20 protein-coding genes and 1 tRNA gene are annotated in these 15807 nt (G+C 64.7%); 6 read left to right on the forward strand and 15 right to left on the reverse strand.

The genetic code is table 11. The features are described 5' to 3' along the window. Positions 1–28: 28 nt before the first annotated feature. The 4 genes from HPY67_04730 to HPY67_04745 are packed head-to-tail and all read right to left on the reverse strand — an operon-like array spanning position 29 to position 2964. Positions 29–628, reverse strand: a complete 600-nt coding sequence (locus HPY67_04730; protein NPV04020.1) for a 2-oxoacid:ferredoxin oxidoreductase subunit gamma — start codon at positions 626–628, stop codon at positions 29–31. A 5-nt stretch (positions 629–633) separates the two neighbouring features. Then, entirely contained in the window at positions 634–1500 is an 867-nt protein-coding gene (locus HPY67_04735; GenBank protein NPV04021.1) for a 2-oxoacid:ferredoxin oxidoreductase subunit beta, read from the reverse strand. 13 nt (positions 1501–1513) lie between these two features. Beyond that, entirely contained in the window at positions 1514–2665 is a 1152-nt protein-coding gene (locus HPY67_04740; GenBank protein ID NPV04022.1) for a 2-oxoacid:acceptor oxidoreductase subunit alpha, read from the reverse strand. Continuing rightward, entirely contained in the window at positions 2662–2964 is a 303-nt protein-coding gene (locus HPY67_04745) for a 4Fe-4S binding protein (protein NPV04023.1), read from the reverse strand. Before HPY67_04745 ends, HPY67_04740 begins: the two co-directional genes overlap by 4 nt. A 153-nt stretch (positions 2965–3117) precedes the next feature. On the opposite strand from HPY67_04745, the gene HPY67_04750 reads away from it, so the two are divergent. Continuing rightward, positions 3118–3579 carry a hypothetical protein gene (locus HPY67_04750; protein NPV04024.1) on the forward strand — a complete coding sequence of 154 codons (462 nt, stop codon included), beginning with the start codon at positions 3118–3120 and terminating at the stop codon, positions 3577–3579. Positions 3580–3627: 48 nt separating this feature from the next. Here the strand turns inward: HPY67_04750 and HPY67_04755 are convergent, their stop codons facing one another. The 3 genes from HPY67_04755 to HPY67_04765 are packed head-to-tail and all read right to left on the reverse strand — an operon-like array spanning position 3628 to position 5700. Beyond that, complete coding sequence (locus HPY67_04755) at positions 3628–4155, reverse strand: YeeE/YedE family protein (GenBank protein NPV04025.1); 528 nt, start codon at positions 4153–4155, stop codon at positions 3628–3630. Further along, positions 4152–4664, reverse strand: coding sequence for a YeeE/YedE family protein (locus tag HPY67_04760; GenBank protein NPV04026.1), 513 nt, complete (start codon positions 4662–4664; stop codon positions 4152–4154). Before HPY67_04760 ends, HPY67_04755 begins: the two co-directional genes overlap by 4 nt. Positions 4665–4710: 46 nt before the next feature. Next, positions 4711–5700, reverse strand: coding sequence for an NAD(P)H-quinone oxidoreductase (locus HPY67_04765; GenBank protein NPV04027.1), 990 nt, complete (start codon positions 5698–5700; stop codon positions 4711–4713). A 365-nt stretch (positions 5701–6065) separates the two neighbouring features. Between HPY67_04765 and HPY67_04770 the strand changes: the two genes are divergently transcribed. Beyond that, positions 6066–6983, forward strand: coding sequence for an MBL fold metallo-hydrolase (locus HPY67_04770; GenBank protein NPV04028.1), 918 nt, complete (start codon positions 6066–6068; stop codon positions 6981–6983). A gap of 12 nt (positions 6984–6995) precedes the next feature. On the opposite strand, the gene HPY67_04775 is transcribed toward HPY67_04770, so the two are convergent. After that, positions 6996–7409: a hypothetical protein gene (locus HPY67_04775; GenBank protein NPV04029.1), complete on the reverse strand. Its 414-nt coding sequence runs from the start codon at positions 7407–7409 to the stop codon at positions 6996–6998. 45 nt (positions 7410–7454) lie between these two features. Further along, a complete protein-coding gene (locus HPY67_04780; protein NPV04030.1) occupies positions 7455–7910 on the reverse strand; it encodes a hypothetical protein in 456 nt (151 codons plus the stop codon). Between the two features lie 174 nt (positions 7911–8084). On the opposite strand from HPY67_04780, the gene HPY67_04785 reads away from it, so the two are divergent. The 3 genes from HPY67_04785 (at position 8085) to HPY67_04795 (ending at position 9669) form a co-directional block, all read left to right on the forward strand. Next, positions 8085–8384 carry an EF-hand domain-containing protein gene (locus HPY67_04785; GenBank protein NPV04031.1) on the forward strand — a complete coding sequence of 100 codons (300 nt, stop codon included), beginning with the start codon at positions 8085–8087 and terminating at the stop codon, positions 8382–8384. A gap of 95 nt (positions 8385–8479) precedes the next feature. After that, complete coding sequence (locus HPY67_04790; protein ID NPV04032.1) at positions 8480–8926, forward strand: DUF4136 domain-containing protein; 447 nt, start codon at positions 8480–8482, stop codon at positions 8924–8926. Positions 8927–9075: 149 nt separating this feature from the next. Continuing rightward, positions 9076–9669: an HAD family phosphatase gene (locus HPY67_04795; protein NPV04033.1), complete on the forward strand. Its 594-nt coding sequence runs from the start codon at positions 9076–9078 to the stop codon at positions 9667–9669. 79 nt (positions 9670–9748) lie between these two features. Here the strand turns inward: HPY67_04795 and HPY67_04800 are convergent, their stop codons facing one another. From HPY67_04800 to HPY67_04810, 3 genes are all read right to left on the reverse strand, one after another. Then, positions 9749–10045, reverse strand: a complete 297-nt coding sequence (locus tag HPY67_04800) for a hypothetical protein (protein NPV04034.1) — start codon at positions 10043–10045, stop codon at positions 9749–9751. Positions 10046–10124: 79 nt separating this feature from the next. Further along, the gene (locus tag HPY67_04805) at positions 10125–10610 is read right to left on the reverse strand and encodes an NUDIX domain-containing protein (GenBank protein NPV04035.1); all 486 of its coding nucleotides are present in this window, start codon (positions 10608–10610) and stop codon (positions 10125–10127) included. Continuing rightward, positions 10607–10810 (reverse strand): cytosolic protein, encoded by a 204-nt coding sequence (locus HPY67_04810; GenBank protein ID NPV04036.1) that lies wholly within the window; start codon positions 10808–10810, stop codon positions 10607–10609. Before HPY67_04810 ends, HPY67_04805 begins: the two co-directional genes overlap by 4 nt. Before the next feature lie 751 nt (positions 10811–11561). On the opposite strand from HPY67_04810, the gene HPY67_04815 reads away from it, so the two are divergent. Next, a complete protein-coding gene (locus HPY67_04815; GenBank protein NPV04037.1) occupies positions 11562–13097 on the forward strand; it encodes a hypothetical protein in 1536 nt (511 codons plus the stop codon). 545 nt (positions 13098–13642) lie between these two features. Here HPY67_04815 and HPY67_04820 read toward each other — a convergent pair. From HPY67_04820 to ftcD, 3 genes are all read right to left on the reverse strand, one after another. Beyond that, positions 13643–13719 (reverse strand) — tRNA-Arg (locus HPY67_04820). A 51-nt stretch (positions 13720–13770) separates the two neighbouring features. Continuing rightward, positions 13771–14730, reverse strand: a complete 960-nt coding sequence (locus HPY67_04825) for a hypothetical protein (protein NPV04038.1) — start codon at positions 14728–14730, stop codon at positions 13771–13773. Positions 14731–14765: 35 nt separating this feature from the next. After that, positions 14766–15653: a glutamate formimidoyltransferase gene (gene ftcD / locus HPY67_04830; GenBank protein ID NPV04039.1), complete on the reverse strand. Its 888-nt coding sequence runs from the start codon at positions 15651–15653 to the stop codon at positions 14766–14768. Between the last annotated feature and the right edge of the window lie 154 nt (positions 15654–15807).

A 15807-nucleotide genomic window follows, 5' to 3' on the forward strand; every position in this document is an offset into this window, starting at 1 on the left:
GGGCGGGCCGTGTCGAAACCTGCAGCCTCTACTCTTCCTCCTCCGCCACGGTCTGGGGCAGTTTCTTCAGATCGTAGTTTTCCGCCGCCTTCACCCCCGCACGCAGCGCCTTGAGGTTGAGTTCCTCCGTGCCGGGCGGAACCCGGGAGATCAGGGCCTCCTCCAGGCTCTCGAGGGACACGTCCTTGCTGAGATAGCCCAGGGCGCCGAGGGCCACCATGTTGGCCACCATGTCCGTCCCGAACTCCTCCCGGGCGATCTTCGTGAAGGGGATGGAGACGGTCTTGGCCGTGGGAACCTTGCTGACGAGCGTGCTGTCCACGATGAGCAGACCCGTCGGCTTGAGGTCGCCGAAGTAGGTGTTGACGGAGGCCTGGTTCATAGCCAGCAGGAAATCGGGCCGCGTGACCTTGGGGTAGTCGATGGGGGCCTCGCTGATGACGACCTCGGCCTTGCAGGTTCCTCCCCTCGCCTCGGGACCGTAGCTCTGGGTCTGGCTCACCTGCTTTCCCTCGTGGACGCCGGCCGCCTCGGCGAGCACGATGGCCGCCATGATGATCCCCTGCCCGCCCGAACCGGCGAGACGGATCTCGTGACGGACTGCCTGTTCAGCGCTCTTGTCCGGCATCGCCCTCATCCCTCGCACCGCGCCGGGGGCTTCGGAACATTGCCGTTCCCCATGGCCCTCTCGCGGACCCGCTCGTACTCTTCGTTGTAGGAAGGCCGCTCCGAATCGGCCAGGACGCCGATGATGAACTTCCCCTCCATCTCCTCGGGCTTCATCTTCGAGGTGGCGTGCATCCGCACGGCGTTCTCCTTGAACCACTCGAGCATCTTCACGGGGCTTGCCATCTTGTTGCGCCTGCCGAACTGGGTATGGCAGTTCGAGAGCACCTCCACGGAACTGAAGCCCCTCTTGCGGATGGCCGCCTCGATGAGCTGGTCGAGCAGGGCCGCGTGGTACACGGTGCAGCGGGCCACGTAGGAGGCTGCCGCCGCGACGGCCAGGGCCGAGATGTCGAAGGCGTGCTCCACCATCCCGTAGGGGGTCGTCGTCGTCCTGGCCCCATAGGGGGTCGTGGGCGAGTACTGGCCGCCCGTCATGCCGTAGACCTGGTTGTTGACGATGATGGCCGTCATGTCCACGTTGCGGCGGGCGGCGTGGATGTAGTGGTTTCCGCCGATGGCCGTGGCGTCGCCGTCGCCCATGATGACGATCACCGTGAGATCCTCGCGGGAGAGCTTCAGGCCCGTGGCGTAGGTCAGGGCCCGGCCGTGGGGGGTGTGCAGGGTGTTGAAATCGGCGTAGGTGGTCATGCGCCCCGAGCAGCCGATGCCGGAGACGAGGGCGACCTTGTCCTTGTCGAGCCCGATCCGGTCGATGGCGCGGATGAGCGACCCCAGGACGATGCCGTTGCCGCATCCGGGGCACCAGATGTGGGGGAACTTCTTCTCGTGCCGGAGGTACTTGTGCACGAGCCCGGTCATGCCCTCTGCCATGGGTCGTTTCCTCTCAGTAGTACATCTTGATGAGACAGTCGCTGATCTCACGCGGGGTGATCAGACGACCGTCGATACGGTTCAGGGTCTCCACGCGGGAGCTGTCGCGGTGGACACGCTTCACCTCCCGGCTGATCTGCCCGATGTTCATCTCCGGCACGAGGACCGCCCGGCACGTTTTCAAGACTTTTTCAACGTGGCGCCGCGGGAAGGGGAAAAGCGTGACGAGCTGCAGCAGGCCCGCCTTGACCCCGTGCTCGCGGGCCTCGAGGACGGCCCGCCGGGCCGAGCGGGCCACGGAGCCGTAGGCGATCACGGCGATCTCGGCATCCTCCAGCATGAAGCCCTCCACCCGCTGGATCTCGTGGAAGCCCTGCGTGATCTTCCGGAAGAGCCTGCGCATCAGGGCGTCGATCTCGTCGGACCGCTGCGTCGGGAACCCCCTCTCGTCGTGCGTCAGTCCCGTCACGTGGTGGCGGTAGCCGTCGCCGAAGGCGGCCATGGGAGGCACCCCCGTCCCCGTGTCCTCGTAGGGTCGGTACCACTCGGGCGGCACCGTCGGCTTCAGGCGGTCGACGACCTCGATCTCGCAGGGCCGGGGCGGGACGAAGGTCTCCCGCGTGTGGGCCACCACCTCGTCGGAGAGGATGATGACGGGGACCCGGTACTTCTCGGCAAGGTTGAAGGCGAACACGGCGATGTCGAAACAATCCTTCACGGACGAGACGGCCAGGACGATGATCGGGTGATCCCCGTGGGTGCCCCAGCGGGCCTGCATGACGTCGCCCTGGGAGGCCAGGGTGGGAAGCCCTGTGCTCGGCCCGCCCCGCATCACGTCGACGATGACGCATGGGGTCTCGGCCATGCAGGCGAAGCCGATGTTTTCCTGCATGAGCGAAAAGCCGGGGCCGCTCGTGGCCGTCATGGCCTTCACGCCCGCAAGCGACGCGCCGATGACGGCGCCCATGCTGGCGATCTCATCCTCCATCTGGATGAAGGTGCCGCCGATGGCCGGGAGCCTGAGCGCCATGTGCTCGGCGATCTCCGAGGCCGGGGTGATGGGGTAGCCCGCGAAGAACCGGCACCCGGCGGCAAGCGCGCCTTCCGCCAGCGCCTCGTTTCCCTGGAGCAGCTGGATCCTGCCTTCTTTCGACCATCCGCTCATGTGCCCGTCTCTCCCGCTGCGGCAACCCGCTCCTGCACCGATATGGCCAGATCGGGGCAATGCATTTCGCAGAACCGGCAGCCGATGCATTCCTCGGGTTTTTCCACGTGAGCCCCCGCATCGTCACGGCGAAACACCTGCTTGGGACAGAACGCCGCGCAGATCCCGCAGTTCTTGCACCAGGCCCGGATGATGAACGGTTGGTAACGCTTTTTCGGCTTCTCGGGTTTCCGGGATGTTCCGGTGCCTTCCGTTTCGGCGGATTCGGGTCTCGTTTTCGTAACGGTCGCTTTCGCCATGTCCTTGCAGTCCTGCCGGGATCCGTCCTTCCGGACGGAAAGGCGCCTCATATCACGTTGTTGCCGATACGACAAGCTTTTTTGTGCGTTGTAACGCCCGAAGTTTTCCATTGACCGGCTCCGGCCGGTCCATTATACGTGAACAGGACGGGTATGGACGAGAAAACCTTTCTGATCGTCGCGATCGCCCTTCTCATCGGCTTCATCGTATTCTTTGTCAGCCGGTCAGGGGAGAATTACGGCATGCTCAGGCCCAGTGCGGACGCAACGGAGAACTATCGGTCCTTCCGGCTCGCGGCCGATCAGGACTACTGGTTCAGCGGGCCCGAGTCGCACCCTGTCGTCATCATCGGCGTGGATAGGCGGTTTCGGTTCGACACGGCCGGTCACTGGGTGCGGGTCGACGGGGAGGCGGCGATGCAGAGGCTCGTCGCAGGCATGCAGTCCAAGGCCCTGGAGACGAACCGGAATCTGGGCGGCTTCGAGATGGTCGACCAGCGGGGCGAGCGGATCGGCGACTGGTACTCCGCCCCGGAGATCCAGGCCGTGATCAAGAGGACCGGCCTCGACACCGTCGAGATCTACCCGCCGTCCCCCGAGGCGGTAAGGCCCTAAGCAGCGGCTGCCGCCGGACGCCGCGCAGAATCAGCGGTTGCGCTCCTGTCACAGCCCCTTCTTCTCGAAGAACCAGAAAAGCCCCAAAAACAGCACGGTGAGCACCGCGATGACGGGCCAGGGGCTCACGCCGAGCGCCGTCGGGATCGTGATCTTGCCGTAGCTTCCCCACGTGAGGACCGTCGCCTTGACCTGCGGGTAGGCCTCGGCAAAGAGGGCCGCGCCCAGGAGCATGCCCGCGATGCCGAACAGGGCGTCCCAGCGTCCCTCGGCCAGAGCCCCCACGGCCGTCCCCGGGCAGTACCCCACCACGGCCCAGCCGATGCCGTACAGCAGCCCGCCGATGACATTGGCCCCGATGATCGTCTCCTTGATGCTGAACTTGACGAGCCCCTGCGCATGGAGGGCGTAGAGCCCGATCATGGCGACGAGGATCGCCGAGAGCATGAACTTCATGATCGTCATGTCGAGAAGGCGCATGGCGCCCACCTGCTTGTCGTACCGCAGCACCTGCCCCCTCTGGAGGAGGAACCCGAAGATCACGCCGGTGATGAGGCCGGAGATGAGTTCGTTCATGACCGTTTCCCTCCGTAGAGAATCCGCGCCGTGATGACGCCGGCGCCGAAAAAGCAGAACAGGGCGATGTAGCCGCTCACCGCTATTTGAGCCAGACCGCTCAAACCGTGGCCGCTTGGTCACCCGTCGGCCATGCGGGCCCCGAACATGAGCACGATGCCCCCGAGGAAGGCCGCAACCCATCGCTTCGCCTTTGACGGCCCGAAGCGGGACTCCCACATGGGCGGCACGGGAGTGGGCCGGTAGTCCTTCGAGAACACCGCCGCCGCCAGGGACCCGAAGAAGATCCCCAGGACGAACATCCACTGCCACTCGATCCTGATCTTTTCCTTCTTGTAGTACTCTTGGCCCGCCGCATGCTCGGGCAGGACGACCTGCTCGATCATGCCCGCCGTGCGGACAAAGGTCGTCGAGGCGCCGAAATACTTGCCCGTCAGGAACACGGACATCACGAGCAGCACCCCCGCCAGAGCCCCGGCAATGTAGGGGGACCATCCCCCGCGTGTCATGATTTTCATGCGAACCTCCATAGCAACGGGTGTCGGGTTTCGGGTCTCATGGGCCCACTCTCATCACGATCTTTCCGAAGTGCCGGTCCTCCTCCATCATCCGGTGGGCGGCCTGCACCTCCTCGAGGGGGAAGACCCTCTCGATGAGGGGCACGATGGTCCTGTCGGCGAACTTCGGCAGGGCCCGGCGCGTGAACTCCGCCACGATCTCGCCCTTCTCGGAAACCGGTCGGGACCGCAGGACCGAGCCGATGATCCGCTGGCGCTTCACCATCAAGAGGCCCAGGTTGAGCTCGGCCTTGATGCCGCTCGTCACGCCGATGAGAACCAGCCTGCCCGCATAGGCCAGCGAGTTCATGTTCGGCTCGAGGTACTTGGCCCCGATGTGGTCCAGGATCACGTCGACGCCCCGCTTGCCGGTGAAGGCCTTGACGGCCTCCGAAAAATCGGGGGTCTCCCTGTAATTGATGACCAGATCCACGCCCAGGGCCTTCACGCGGTCCATCTTCTCGGGCGACGCCGTCACGATGAGCTTCGTGTTCGGGACGAGGGCCCTGCAGAGCTGCACGGCCGCCGTGTTGACGCCGCCGCCGCCGCCGTGTAGCAGCGCAACCTGGTTGTCCCGCAGCTCCCCGAGGATGAACACGTTCAGGAAGGCCGTGATGTAGGATTCGCAGACGCAGGCCGCCTCCTCGAAGCTCATGCTGTCGGGGATGCGCATGGGGTGGTTCGCGTAGGCCACGGCGTACTCGGCGTAGCCGCCTCCCCCCACGAGGGACATGACGCGGTCGCCCCGTTTCCAGCCGGTCACACCGGGCCCCGTCTCCTCGATGAGGCCCGCCACCTCCAGGCCCAGGATGTCGGATTCCCCCGGCGGCGGCGGGTACTTCCCCTCCCTCTGGACCAGGTCGGGCCGGTTGACGGAGGTGGCCATGACGCGGATGAGGACCTGGCCTTCCGCCGGCTGCGGCACGGGCACCTCGCCCACCCTCAGGACCTCGACACCCCCGAACCCTTCCATCAGGACCGCTTTCATGGAACCTCCCCGCATGCAGGCACAACGGGACCGCCCTCCCGCTCCGCGTTTTGCCGTTTGTGATTTCTACCAAGGATACCCACGCCGCAAACAGGAGTCAACGGGATTGTACGCTGCGCCCGCAAGGCGACGCACATCGTGTTGAAAACGCGTCGTGCCTGGAGAGATTCCAGGCGGAGCGGCATCCGCAGCGGAAAAGGGTCGACGCCGCGGGAGGCTCCGGCTGTGCCCATTTCGAGGGAGGGCATGGCCGTTGCCGATCGTCGGGCGGGACGCTGATAACGGTTGACGGAGTGCCCGCCCTGCATTAGATTACGGGCACGCCTGGCAAACCGGGGGCAGGACACGAAGACAGGCATCGGCCCATGGACATCATCGAGCCCCGAGAAAACCTCAAGCTGATCGATCTCGAGCAGCCACGCCGGGGCTTCAGCCGGTTCATCTCCAGCTGGCTCCTGCAGGCGCAGGGGCTGAACATCCTCGTCGATCCCGGCCCCGCAGCCACGATCCCCGACTTGACCCGGGCCCTCGCCGGGCTGGGCGTGCGGCGGCTCGATTGGGTCCTCCTCACCCACGTTCACCTCGATCACGGGGGAGGCACGGCGGAGCTTCTGGACGCCTACCCGTGCACGCCCGTTCTTTGCCACCCGCGCGGCATGGAACACCTGGCAAACCCCGGGAGGCTCTGGGACGTCTCCCTGAGGAACCTGGGCCCCATAGCCGAGATGTACGGCAGGCCGAGGCCGGTCCCCAAGGAATGCCTCCACTTCCAGGAGCGGCTCGATGCCGGCGGGGTCCTCATCGAATGCCACGACACCCCGGGGCACGCCCCCCACCACCTCGCCTTCAAGATCGGCGACATCGTCTTTGCGGGAGAGGCGGCCGGCATCTTCCTGGAGACGGGCGACGGGTTCTACCTTCGCGTCGGCGCCCCCCCGGGCGGATTTCACTATCCGGCCTACCGGCGGTCGCTGGACACCATTGCCTCCCTCGACGCGTCCCTGCTGTGCTTTGCCCACTGGGGCTGCAGCCGTCAATACAGGGCGGTCATGAAGACGGCCATCGAGCAGGCCGATTTGTGGATGGAATTATCGGTGAAACACGCGGCAGCGGAGGACGGAACCTTCGAAAAGAGGGTGCTGGAGGAGCTTCTCGAGAAGGACCCGGGGCTGGCGAGGCTTTCGAGCCTCCCCGACGAGGTCCGCAACCGGGAACGAACGGTCCTACCCATCAGCATCGCGGGGATGAAGCGTCATGCGGTGAACGTGCAGCGGCCGGGGTGAGGGCCAAAACGGTCATCCCTCGTCGAGATCCGCGAGGAGTTCCTCGCCGGCCTTGATCGGCCGGCTGAAATACCACCAGTTCTTTCGTTCCGTCCACCCCTCCTGGCGGGCCGTCTCTTCACCCCAAAGGCACCGTCCCGACGGCTTGAGGAGCGCGCGCATATCCGCATCGGCCTTCCGGACACGGGCCAGGACGATCTTTTTCTCCTGTGCCGGGGCGACGGCGAGGGCCTCCTCGAGGAGTTGCCGGCCGTCCATGTCGTTCAAATAGTCGTCGAGCCCCAGACTGTAGCCCTCCCCGACGGACCGGACGACCTCCTCCCAGCCCTCCACGAGCCCCTGAAGCCCCCCGCGGACGACGTGCTCCGGGCAGCCTCGCCTTCTCAAAAACTCCCCGACGGGGTCTTTTTCTTTCATGTCATTCATTTGTCACCCATTCTCCCGCCATGCCATGATTTCAACGCCCCGGTCTCAATGCTTTCGCCGGAGCTGGCGATGATAGTACGCTTCCCCGTCGGCCGGCCTGAAGTACGTGCGGATGGTGCCGTCGCGGTTGAAGGCGATGAAATCCCCCGATTCGCGGTCGAACCGGGTCACCACCCCGTCGGGACGCACGGACTCCAGAACGGCCCCCCCTGCCGGCCTGTCCCGCAGTTCCTGGGCCTTTCGCAGGTACTGCTCGAGGGTGATCGCCCCGAACTCCCTTCCGTGCTTCCGGTAGTGATCGAGCAGCTTCTGCTGGGAGGCAAACCCGACGTCGGGGCGAAGGACGACCGGCTGGGCCGCGGGCGGCCCGTCCGTGCCTTTCGCCTTGGGAACCTCCGTCTGGGGTGCCTGCGGGGAGCCGCAGGCAGCCGCAAGAAACACCAAAAAGAGAAGGGCTGCCGCGGCGAACCGGATTGCCCTTCCGGAAACTCCATCCTTCATGCCTCGCCTCTCACCTCTGCATTCTCGCAGTTTTTTTATCACAGACCGGTTGGGCCGGGCGACCCTTTTTTCGACCGTCGAAACGGGTAAAATACCTGTTGCAACCCCTCCGGCAACCGCGCTATAGAAATCGCGGGAGCACCCCGATCAGCCATCATCGAAACGAGGTACAACATGACACGCAGAAGCCGGCAGGCCGGAATTTTCCTGGCCGTTTCACTGTGCCTTGCATGCCCCGCCGTTGCGCCGGCGCAAACGATGGGCCCCCCCGACGCGGTGCTCAGGGAAGCGTATCGCGAAATTTTGGCCCAGGCCGACAAGAACGGCGACGGCAGGCTCAGCATGAACGAGTGCCTCGCCATCTGGAAGGACAAGCAGAAGGGCGAGAAGGATTGCCGATACTGGGATGCCAACGGGGATGGCGTGATCACGGAGGATGAGTACGTGAAGCAGGTCCGGAAAATCATGCGGTAGGGCCACCCGCGCCCGGCCCGCAATGTCCCCGGGTGCTTTCGGGGACGAGACCCTCTGTTCGGGCGGAAGGAGAATGCATGTACGGGATGAAATCCATGAGACGGTTCGGAGTCGCCGCGGCCCTGCTCGCTGCGGGAATCATGATTGCAGGCTGCGCCGCAACGATCAACCATGCCTATGACCCCGCCGCGAATTTCACGGGGCTCAAGAGCTACAACTGGGCCGCGGGAGGGACGGGTTCGGGGCGGGACCTCGTCGTGAAGAACGTCCAGTACCACGCCGACCGGGTCCTCGAGAAGAAGGGGTTCCGCAGGACCGCCGAGAACCCGGACATGCTGATCACGATCAGCTACGAAAACGAGATCGGCATCAGCGAGTACGGCTACCGGCTCCGGATGCTCACCCTCGCGATCCAGAAGGCCGACGGCAGGCAGGCGATCTGGCGAGGCACGGCGACGGGGTCCATCAGCGCCGACGCGGGCTCGGGCGACTTGCAGAGCGCCGTGGAAGCAATCCTGAAGAGCTTTCCGCCGATGAAGTGAAAGAAGGGCCCAGGGACGGAAGAAGGCTTTAAAAGGACAACCGCAAGAGTAAAGGCGCCGCAGGCCATGCTTTCGGCGCATTTTTTTGACTGCACGGGAAACGCCCGGGCAGCACTGCACAGCCGGGGAACGGGAAGGGGTCACGGGTCATGATCAGGGCGGTGATCTTCGACTGGGGGGGCGTGCTCATCGAGAACCCCACGGAGGGGATCCTCCGGCACAGCCGGGAAGTGCTCGGGATCGGCACCGGGTGCATGCTCGCGGCCTACCGCAAGCTCATCCCCTACTTCCAGGAGGGGAAGATCTCGGAGGAGGAGTTCTGGAAGGGGATCCGGAGACGGACGGGCGCGAAGGGGAAGATGCCCCCCTCGCTGTGGTTTGCGGCATTCGAAAAATCGTACGTGGAGAAGGGCGACGTCTTCGCCGTGGCCCTCGACCTGCATCGCCGCGGCTTCAGGACGGGGATCCTTTCGAACACGGAAAAGCCCGCGAGGCCATTCATGGACAGGGAGGCCTACCGGATCTTCGACCCCATCGTCCTCTCCTGGGAAGTGGGCTCATCCAAACCGCAGAGAAGGATCTTCGAGGTCCTGCTCGAAACCCTCGCCGTGCCCCCCGAAGAGGTCCTGCTCATCGACGATGTGGAGGCCAACATCGCCGCGGCAATAGACCTGGGCCTGCGGGGGCTGCTCTTCACCGACGCGCCGACGCTGCGCAAGGACCTCTTCGATCTTCTCTCTTAGATCCCCGGCCCCCCAGTCATGCACCGGAACGCCCGAGGCATTTCCTTCGGGGGACGAAGGGAAGGCCGTCAGCCTGTCTTCACCTTGCGAACATCGGCGGCACCCTCGCCGGATGGATCTCGATCCTTCTCCACACGTCCCCCGTCACGTAGGGTTCCGCTTTCAGCCAGGCATCGAGGTCCGCCCGGGACGGGAAATCAACGACGAGGACGGACCCGATCATCCGCTCGCGCTCGTCGAGGATGGCTGTCCCGTAAAGCGCTTTCCCCTCGGCCGCCATCTTCTGAATGCCCGCCAGGTGTGCCTCCCTGGCCGCCATCCGTCGCTCCGGCGCCTTTTCATCGGTCCCGTCGTACGCGATCACAAGAAACTGCATCAGTCCCCTCCTTGTCTGTATCCCCGGCCGGTGCTCCCCAGGCTCCGGGGCATGCCGTTTTCACCTTCCTCGCTCAGGGTCAGACGCCCCGCTCCCCAAGGAGACCCTGCAGCTGCGCAAGCAGCGGCCTCTGCCCCTCGAGGATCTTCTCTTTCGCCCGTTCCAGGTCGAACCACCCCGCCCGGTCCACCTCGGGGTACTGCTGCCGCCTGCCGGACCGCGGCGGCCATTCCATCGAAAAGGTGTTGCTCCGAATCACCGCCGGGTCGCAGTCGCCCTCGACGGCCCAAGCATGGACGACTTTTCCGCTTCGCTGCCGCACCGGTTCGAGCTCGCGGAACTCCCCCTCCGGGCGAAAGCCCGTCTCCTCCTCGAATTCCCTGCGGGCCGCTTCGAGCGGGTCCTCGCCCTCCGCAATCTCGCCCTTGGGGATGGACCAAGCCCCTAGGTCTTTTTTGCTCCAGAAAGGGCCGCCGGGATGCACGAGGAACACCTCCACGGCCCTTCCCCGGAGGCGGTAGAGGAGCAGCCCCGCGCTTCGCCTCGCGACGGCTGCCCCGGTCAAACCCGCTTCTCCATCACCAGCTTCGCGAAGTGCTCAAAGGAGCGGTTGTACGTCCTCTCGGCGTCTTTCGGGAAGCAGCAGCCGGGAAGCTGACGCTTCTTGACATGGTATTCGATACACTCGCAGCAGATCCCCTTGCGGGAGCACGGATCGTAGGAACAGGTACAGATTTTCAGGTTCTTCTCCTTCTTGCAGTCCATGGCAATCTCCGGATCGCGCGGCATTCAGCAGCGCAGGTCTCTCCGTCACGATGTTCGAAGAGTTTATGCATTCGCCAATCGCCGGTCAAGGGTGAATTGCCTCACCATCGCCCACTGCGGGCTCCCCATGGCCGGACAGTTCGTCTGCAGCCTCGACTGCGTCGATATCGCGACCACCTGGACCGAACAGCGGGCCCTCTGGGATCGCGGCGAGTTCCTCAACCGGCATCTCGTGCGCCACGTCACCGAACGCGTCCGGCCCGTTCAGTTCACCCGCAGCCGGGCCTGCCGAAAGGACGAAACGCCCACATCGAACAGAAAAAATAGACCCGCATCCGCCCGTGGCTCGGCTATCAACGCTTCAATGACCCGGCTCTGGTCCCCTTGCTCAACGAGCTGTACCGCACCGAGTGGCGGCTCTTTCACAAATTCAAACCAAAATCGCCCTCGCCGCTCGGTTCTGGAATCTCAACCCCTTCGTGCTCAGGGGGGCCATGGATCGCAAGCGTGAAAAATCTTCGGCCTCTGCTATAAGCGGGCTCTCTCCCGTCAGCGATCTGTTCCCCCTCTCCGGTAACATTTATTCATGAGACATCGGGCACCTTGCAAAGATGCAAGAAGTGGATGTAAAATTCGCTCGACGGATCGGTCCGTGCGGCCGTGTTGGGGGCTCTTCCTGGAGCAACTCCGGTTCGAACCCTGAAGTGGCGGGATCGCAGGGGAGGGGATCCTCCCGGCAGGAGGGACGCTCATGGACGGTGCGGTCAGGCGTGCTTTCGGCGGGATCGGCTTGCTCGTGTTTCTGTTGTCCCTGGCGGCTTTTCACGCGCCGGAGGCGGCGGCCGATGAGGCCCCCGCCCTGGCGTTCGATTCACGGAACGACCGCCACTTGCTGGTCTTCGTCCGGCGCGACATCGGGTTGACAGCGCAGGTCTACGGGCAGCTCCGGCAATGTGACGGCACCGCCGTCGGCAGCGCCTTTGTTCTCTCCGAGGGTAATGCCGAAAAGCGCGCCCCTGCCGTCGCCTACGATGACGCCGAGGGGAGGTTTTTCGTCGTCTGGGAAGAGGGCCCCGCCGGCGCCGCCAACCTCTTCGGACGGCTCGTCCGTGCCGACGGGTCCCCTCTGGGTCCCATCTTGACCATCTCGAACGCGGACGGGGATCAGCGCAACCCGAAAGCGGTCTATGACAGTACCAGCGGCAGATTCCTCGTCGTCTGGGGAGACAACCGAGGCGTCAACGGGTACGACATCTACGGCCAACTGGTGCGTGCGGACGGCACCCCGTATGGATCAAACTTCCCGATTTCAGAGAGTACAAACGACCAGCGGAACCCTTCGGTGGCTTACGACAGCGTGAGCCGGCAGTTCCTCGTCGCGTGGTCGGACGATCGAAGCGGTTCGTCTTCCGACATTTACGGTCAGCTTCTGGATGCGAACGGAACACCGAGCGGTTCCAACTTCATCATCTCCGACGCCGACGGCGACCAGCGGAACCCTTCGGTGGCATACGACAGCGCGAGCCGGCAGTTCCTCGTCGCATGGTCGGACGATCGAAGCGGCTCGTCTTCCGACATTTACGGTCAGCTTCTGCGTGCGAACGGAACACCGAGCGGTTCCAACTTCATCATCTCCGACGCCACCGGCGGCCAAGGGAACCCCGTTGCGGTCTTTGACGGCATCAACCGAAGGTTCCTGGTCGCCTGGGAAGACAGCCGCAGTGGTTCGCGCGATATCTACGCCCGTTATGTAGGTGCAGACGGTTCGCCCAGCGGCGGCGACTTCGTCGTTTCGAGTGCCCCCTACGACCAGGTGAGTCCCGTCGCATCGTTCAACTCTCGTTCCGCCAACTTCCTCGTCGCCTATGAAACGAGCAGGCTGGAGGGGGACGTGCAGATCTCCACTGTGAGCCTGGTTCTCGTGGGGCCTGCCTGCGTGGCGCCCGGGGGAGAGAGCGGCAGATGTTTCATCGCCACCGCTGCCTTTGGCAGCCCCCTGGATCCGCACGTCCGTGTGCTCCGTTCCTTCAGGGACAATTATCTCCTCACGAACGCCGCCGGCCGGCTGCTGGTCGGTCTTTACAACGGGGTATCCCCGCCGGTCGCCTCGTTCATCAGCCGGCACGAACCCGCAAAGGCGGCGGTCCGCTGGGCCCTGATCCTGATCGTCTATGCCCTGGAGTTCCCCGGTGAGGCCATGCTCCTGCTTTTCGGTGGGATCATTGCACCTCTTGCAGCCTGCAGACTGCGGAAGGCAGGGCCTCCCCGGTGCACAAGGACCGGCTGACTTTGAGAAGCGGCCCCCCCGCTGCCGATTCTGCATCAGCCTGGGTCCGGCTGGACGGGATCGAGTGCGTCTACCGGTGATGTAAACCCGTGACCCTCCGCTCAAAACGCAGGTCGTTGGACAGATCAATCTCAACACAGGACTGAAGTCAGCGGCCGACGGAGCGTGAATCGACGCACCCCGAGGCCGCTGCCCCTCCCGCCGATTCCACCGGTAGGTTTCCACGGCCAAGGAATACCTGTATCTCGGTGACTGCCGCGTCGGCGATACCATGGTGTGAAGCCGCGGGGACCGCCACGGCTGCGCCTCCAGCATCGTCACCGGCCGGCTTCCCCTCGAGCTCTTGCACGACAACGCGGGCGACCCCTCGCCCCCTCCCTCACCTTCCGGTCCGCGACCCTCAAACGCACAGCGGGGGCATTAGAGCCATTCGTGATTTCTCACCTGGCTGGCCTTTTTGTTTTTTCAAAGCGGCAAAATAGCGGTAAGAAGAAGGCAGAGAAAAGAAAAGGGTTACAGCGCATGGTCTGTAACCCTTTTTTTCTTGGTGCCCCCTCCGTGATTCGAACACGGGGCACACGGATTAGGAATCCGTTGCTCTATCCTTCTGAGCTAAGGGGGCACGATCGTTCAATGGCAGGATGGGGGACGGTAGCACGACAGGACGTGACTGTCAAGGCGGACCTGATTCGGCGATCTCGAAGGCCCGTCTCGTCAGATCCTTTGGGATCAGCTCCCTGCGCATCTGCTCCGTCAACTCCGGCACGCCGAAGAACTGGCCCGATGCGGTCGCTACGGTCTCGAAGGCGCCCCCCTTCCCCACGGCGGCGATGCCGCCGGAGGTCCAGTAGAGCATCCGGGCCCCTTTCCCGCGGACCTTTTCCCCGCGGCCGAAGACGACGAATTTCTCCCCGAGGGCGATCTCGCGGTGCAGGGTGGCCCCCAGCCGGACGGTGACGGCGCCGCTTGCATAGTTCATGAAGCCCGCCCAGCCCATGGTCTCGTCCACCAGGGCCAGGAGGGCCAGGGGGTGAACCCGGCCCCCTCTCTCGAAGCGCAGCACCGCTTCCCTGTCCGCGGCATCGAAGCCTGCGCTGGAGATGACGACCCGGCCCTGCCCGGCCGTTTCGTAAAGGTGAAAGGTCCGCTTGAGCCCCGGGTGGACCCTGCCGACGCCGCAGACGAAGCAGTTCCTGTAGTACGGCATGGGAGACAGGCTTCGCTCCAGACGGTCAAAGGACGGCGGCAGAAAGGAAGGGGCGCCGGGTGTTCCCGGCCTTGTCCCCGGCGTGACGACCGCCTCGAGGTAGGGCAAATCGCCCCCGGGCAGCGACACGATGCCTTTCGCGCCGTCGCCCTCCGGCGCGACGGTCACGGAGACTGTTTCGCCCGTTCTCAGGCGGCTGCCCCCCATCCGGATATCCAGCTCCAGCGGCAAGGGAAGACCCCGGCGCCGTCGCGCTTCCTCGAGGGCCGCATAGAGGTCGACGACCGCCCCCATGCTGATCCCGCCGTGGGGAATGCCGATCCAGCCCTCCGTTCTGAGATCCATCCGGATCTCGGAGCGCACGGCATCCCCGTCACGGCTGATCCCTGCATCGCCGAACAGGAATTCCCTTACAAAATCCCCCATTCCACTCCGCCTTCGACCTCGACCCGGGACCTTGCCTACAGGTGCCTTTCTATGATCCGGTCCTCGCTGAAATCCCTGAGCATGAGCTCCTGGGGCGTGGTGCCCTTCAGGGCCGCCTCGGGGATGAGGCCGACGAGCTCCGATTCGAGCACCTCCACACCGAGGCGCCCGGCTTCCGCTTTCACCCGGTCGAAGACCGCCTTCACGGGGGTCTCCCGGAAGTTCGTGAGGTTCATGGACACCTGCACGATGCCCCGGCTCTTGAGGGGCACGCCGATGGCCTTGACGTGCTTCATCCCGCCGCTGGAGAAGCGGATCGTCTCGGCGATGATCCGGGCCGCCTCCAGGTCCGCCGAGGCAAGGTTGACGTTGAACGCAATCAGAAAGTCCCTGGCCCCCACGGCCGTTGCCCCGCTGCGCTCGTTGAGGACGCACGGACCCGCATCGGGGGCCCACCGGGGGTCCCGCATCCGCTTTTCCAGGGCCTCGTAGCCCCCGCTGCGGATCCGGGGCAGTTCGCGGCGTTCCTCGACGAGGGCCGCCTCGCCGTAGAAATAGACGGGAAGGCCGTTTCGCTGCGCGAAGGCCCTGCCGAAACGCCGGGCCGTCTCCACGGCGTCCGCCATGACGGCGTCTTTTACAGGGACGAAGGGGACGACGTCCACCGCGCCGATCCGCGGGTGAACGCCCCGCTGCGCGCGCATGTCGATGAGCTCCAGGGCCCGGTCGCAGGCCGCCGCCGCCCCTCTCTCGACGTCTTCGGGGGTTCCGATGAAGGTGAAGACCGTGCGGTTGTGGTCCTCGTCGGTGCAGATGTCCAGCAGGCGCACCCCGCCGGCCCGCTGAAGGGCTTCCGCGATGGCGTCGACCGTCCGCCGGTCCCGACCCTCGCTGAAATTCGGGACACACTCGAGGATCTTCATTCACCCTCACCCCACCCTCTCCCGTTAGAGGCTGTGTCGCAATAGGGAGTAGGGGCTGAGTTCTTTGACAAAAAAATATCCGTAACGCACCTCGAAGGATCGCCAACCCCGGCCCGGTGTGCTAGAGTGCTCCGCGAAAGGAGATGCGCTCATG

Source organism: Syntrophaceae bacterium (assembly GCA_013177795.1).
GTDB lineage: Bacteria > Desulfobacterota > Syntrophia > Syntrophales > UBA2192 > UBA2192.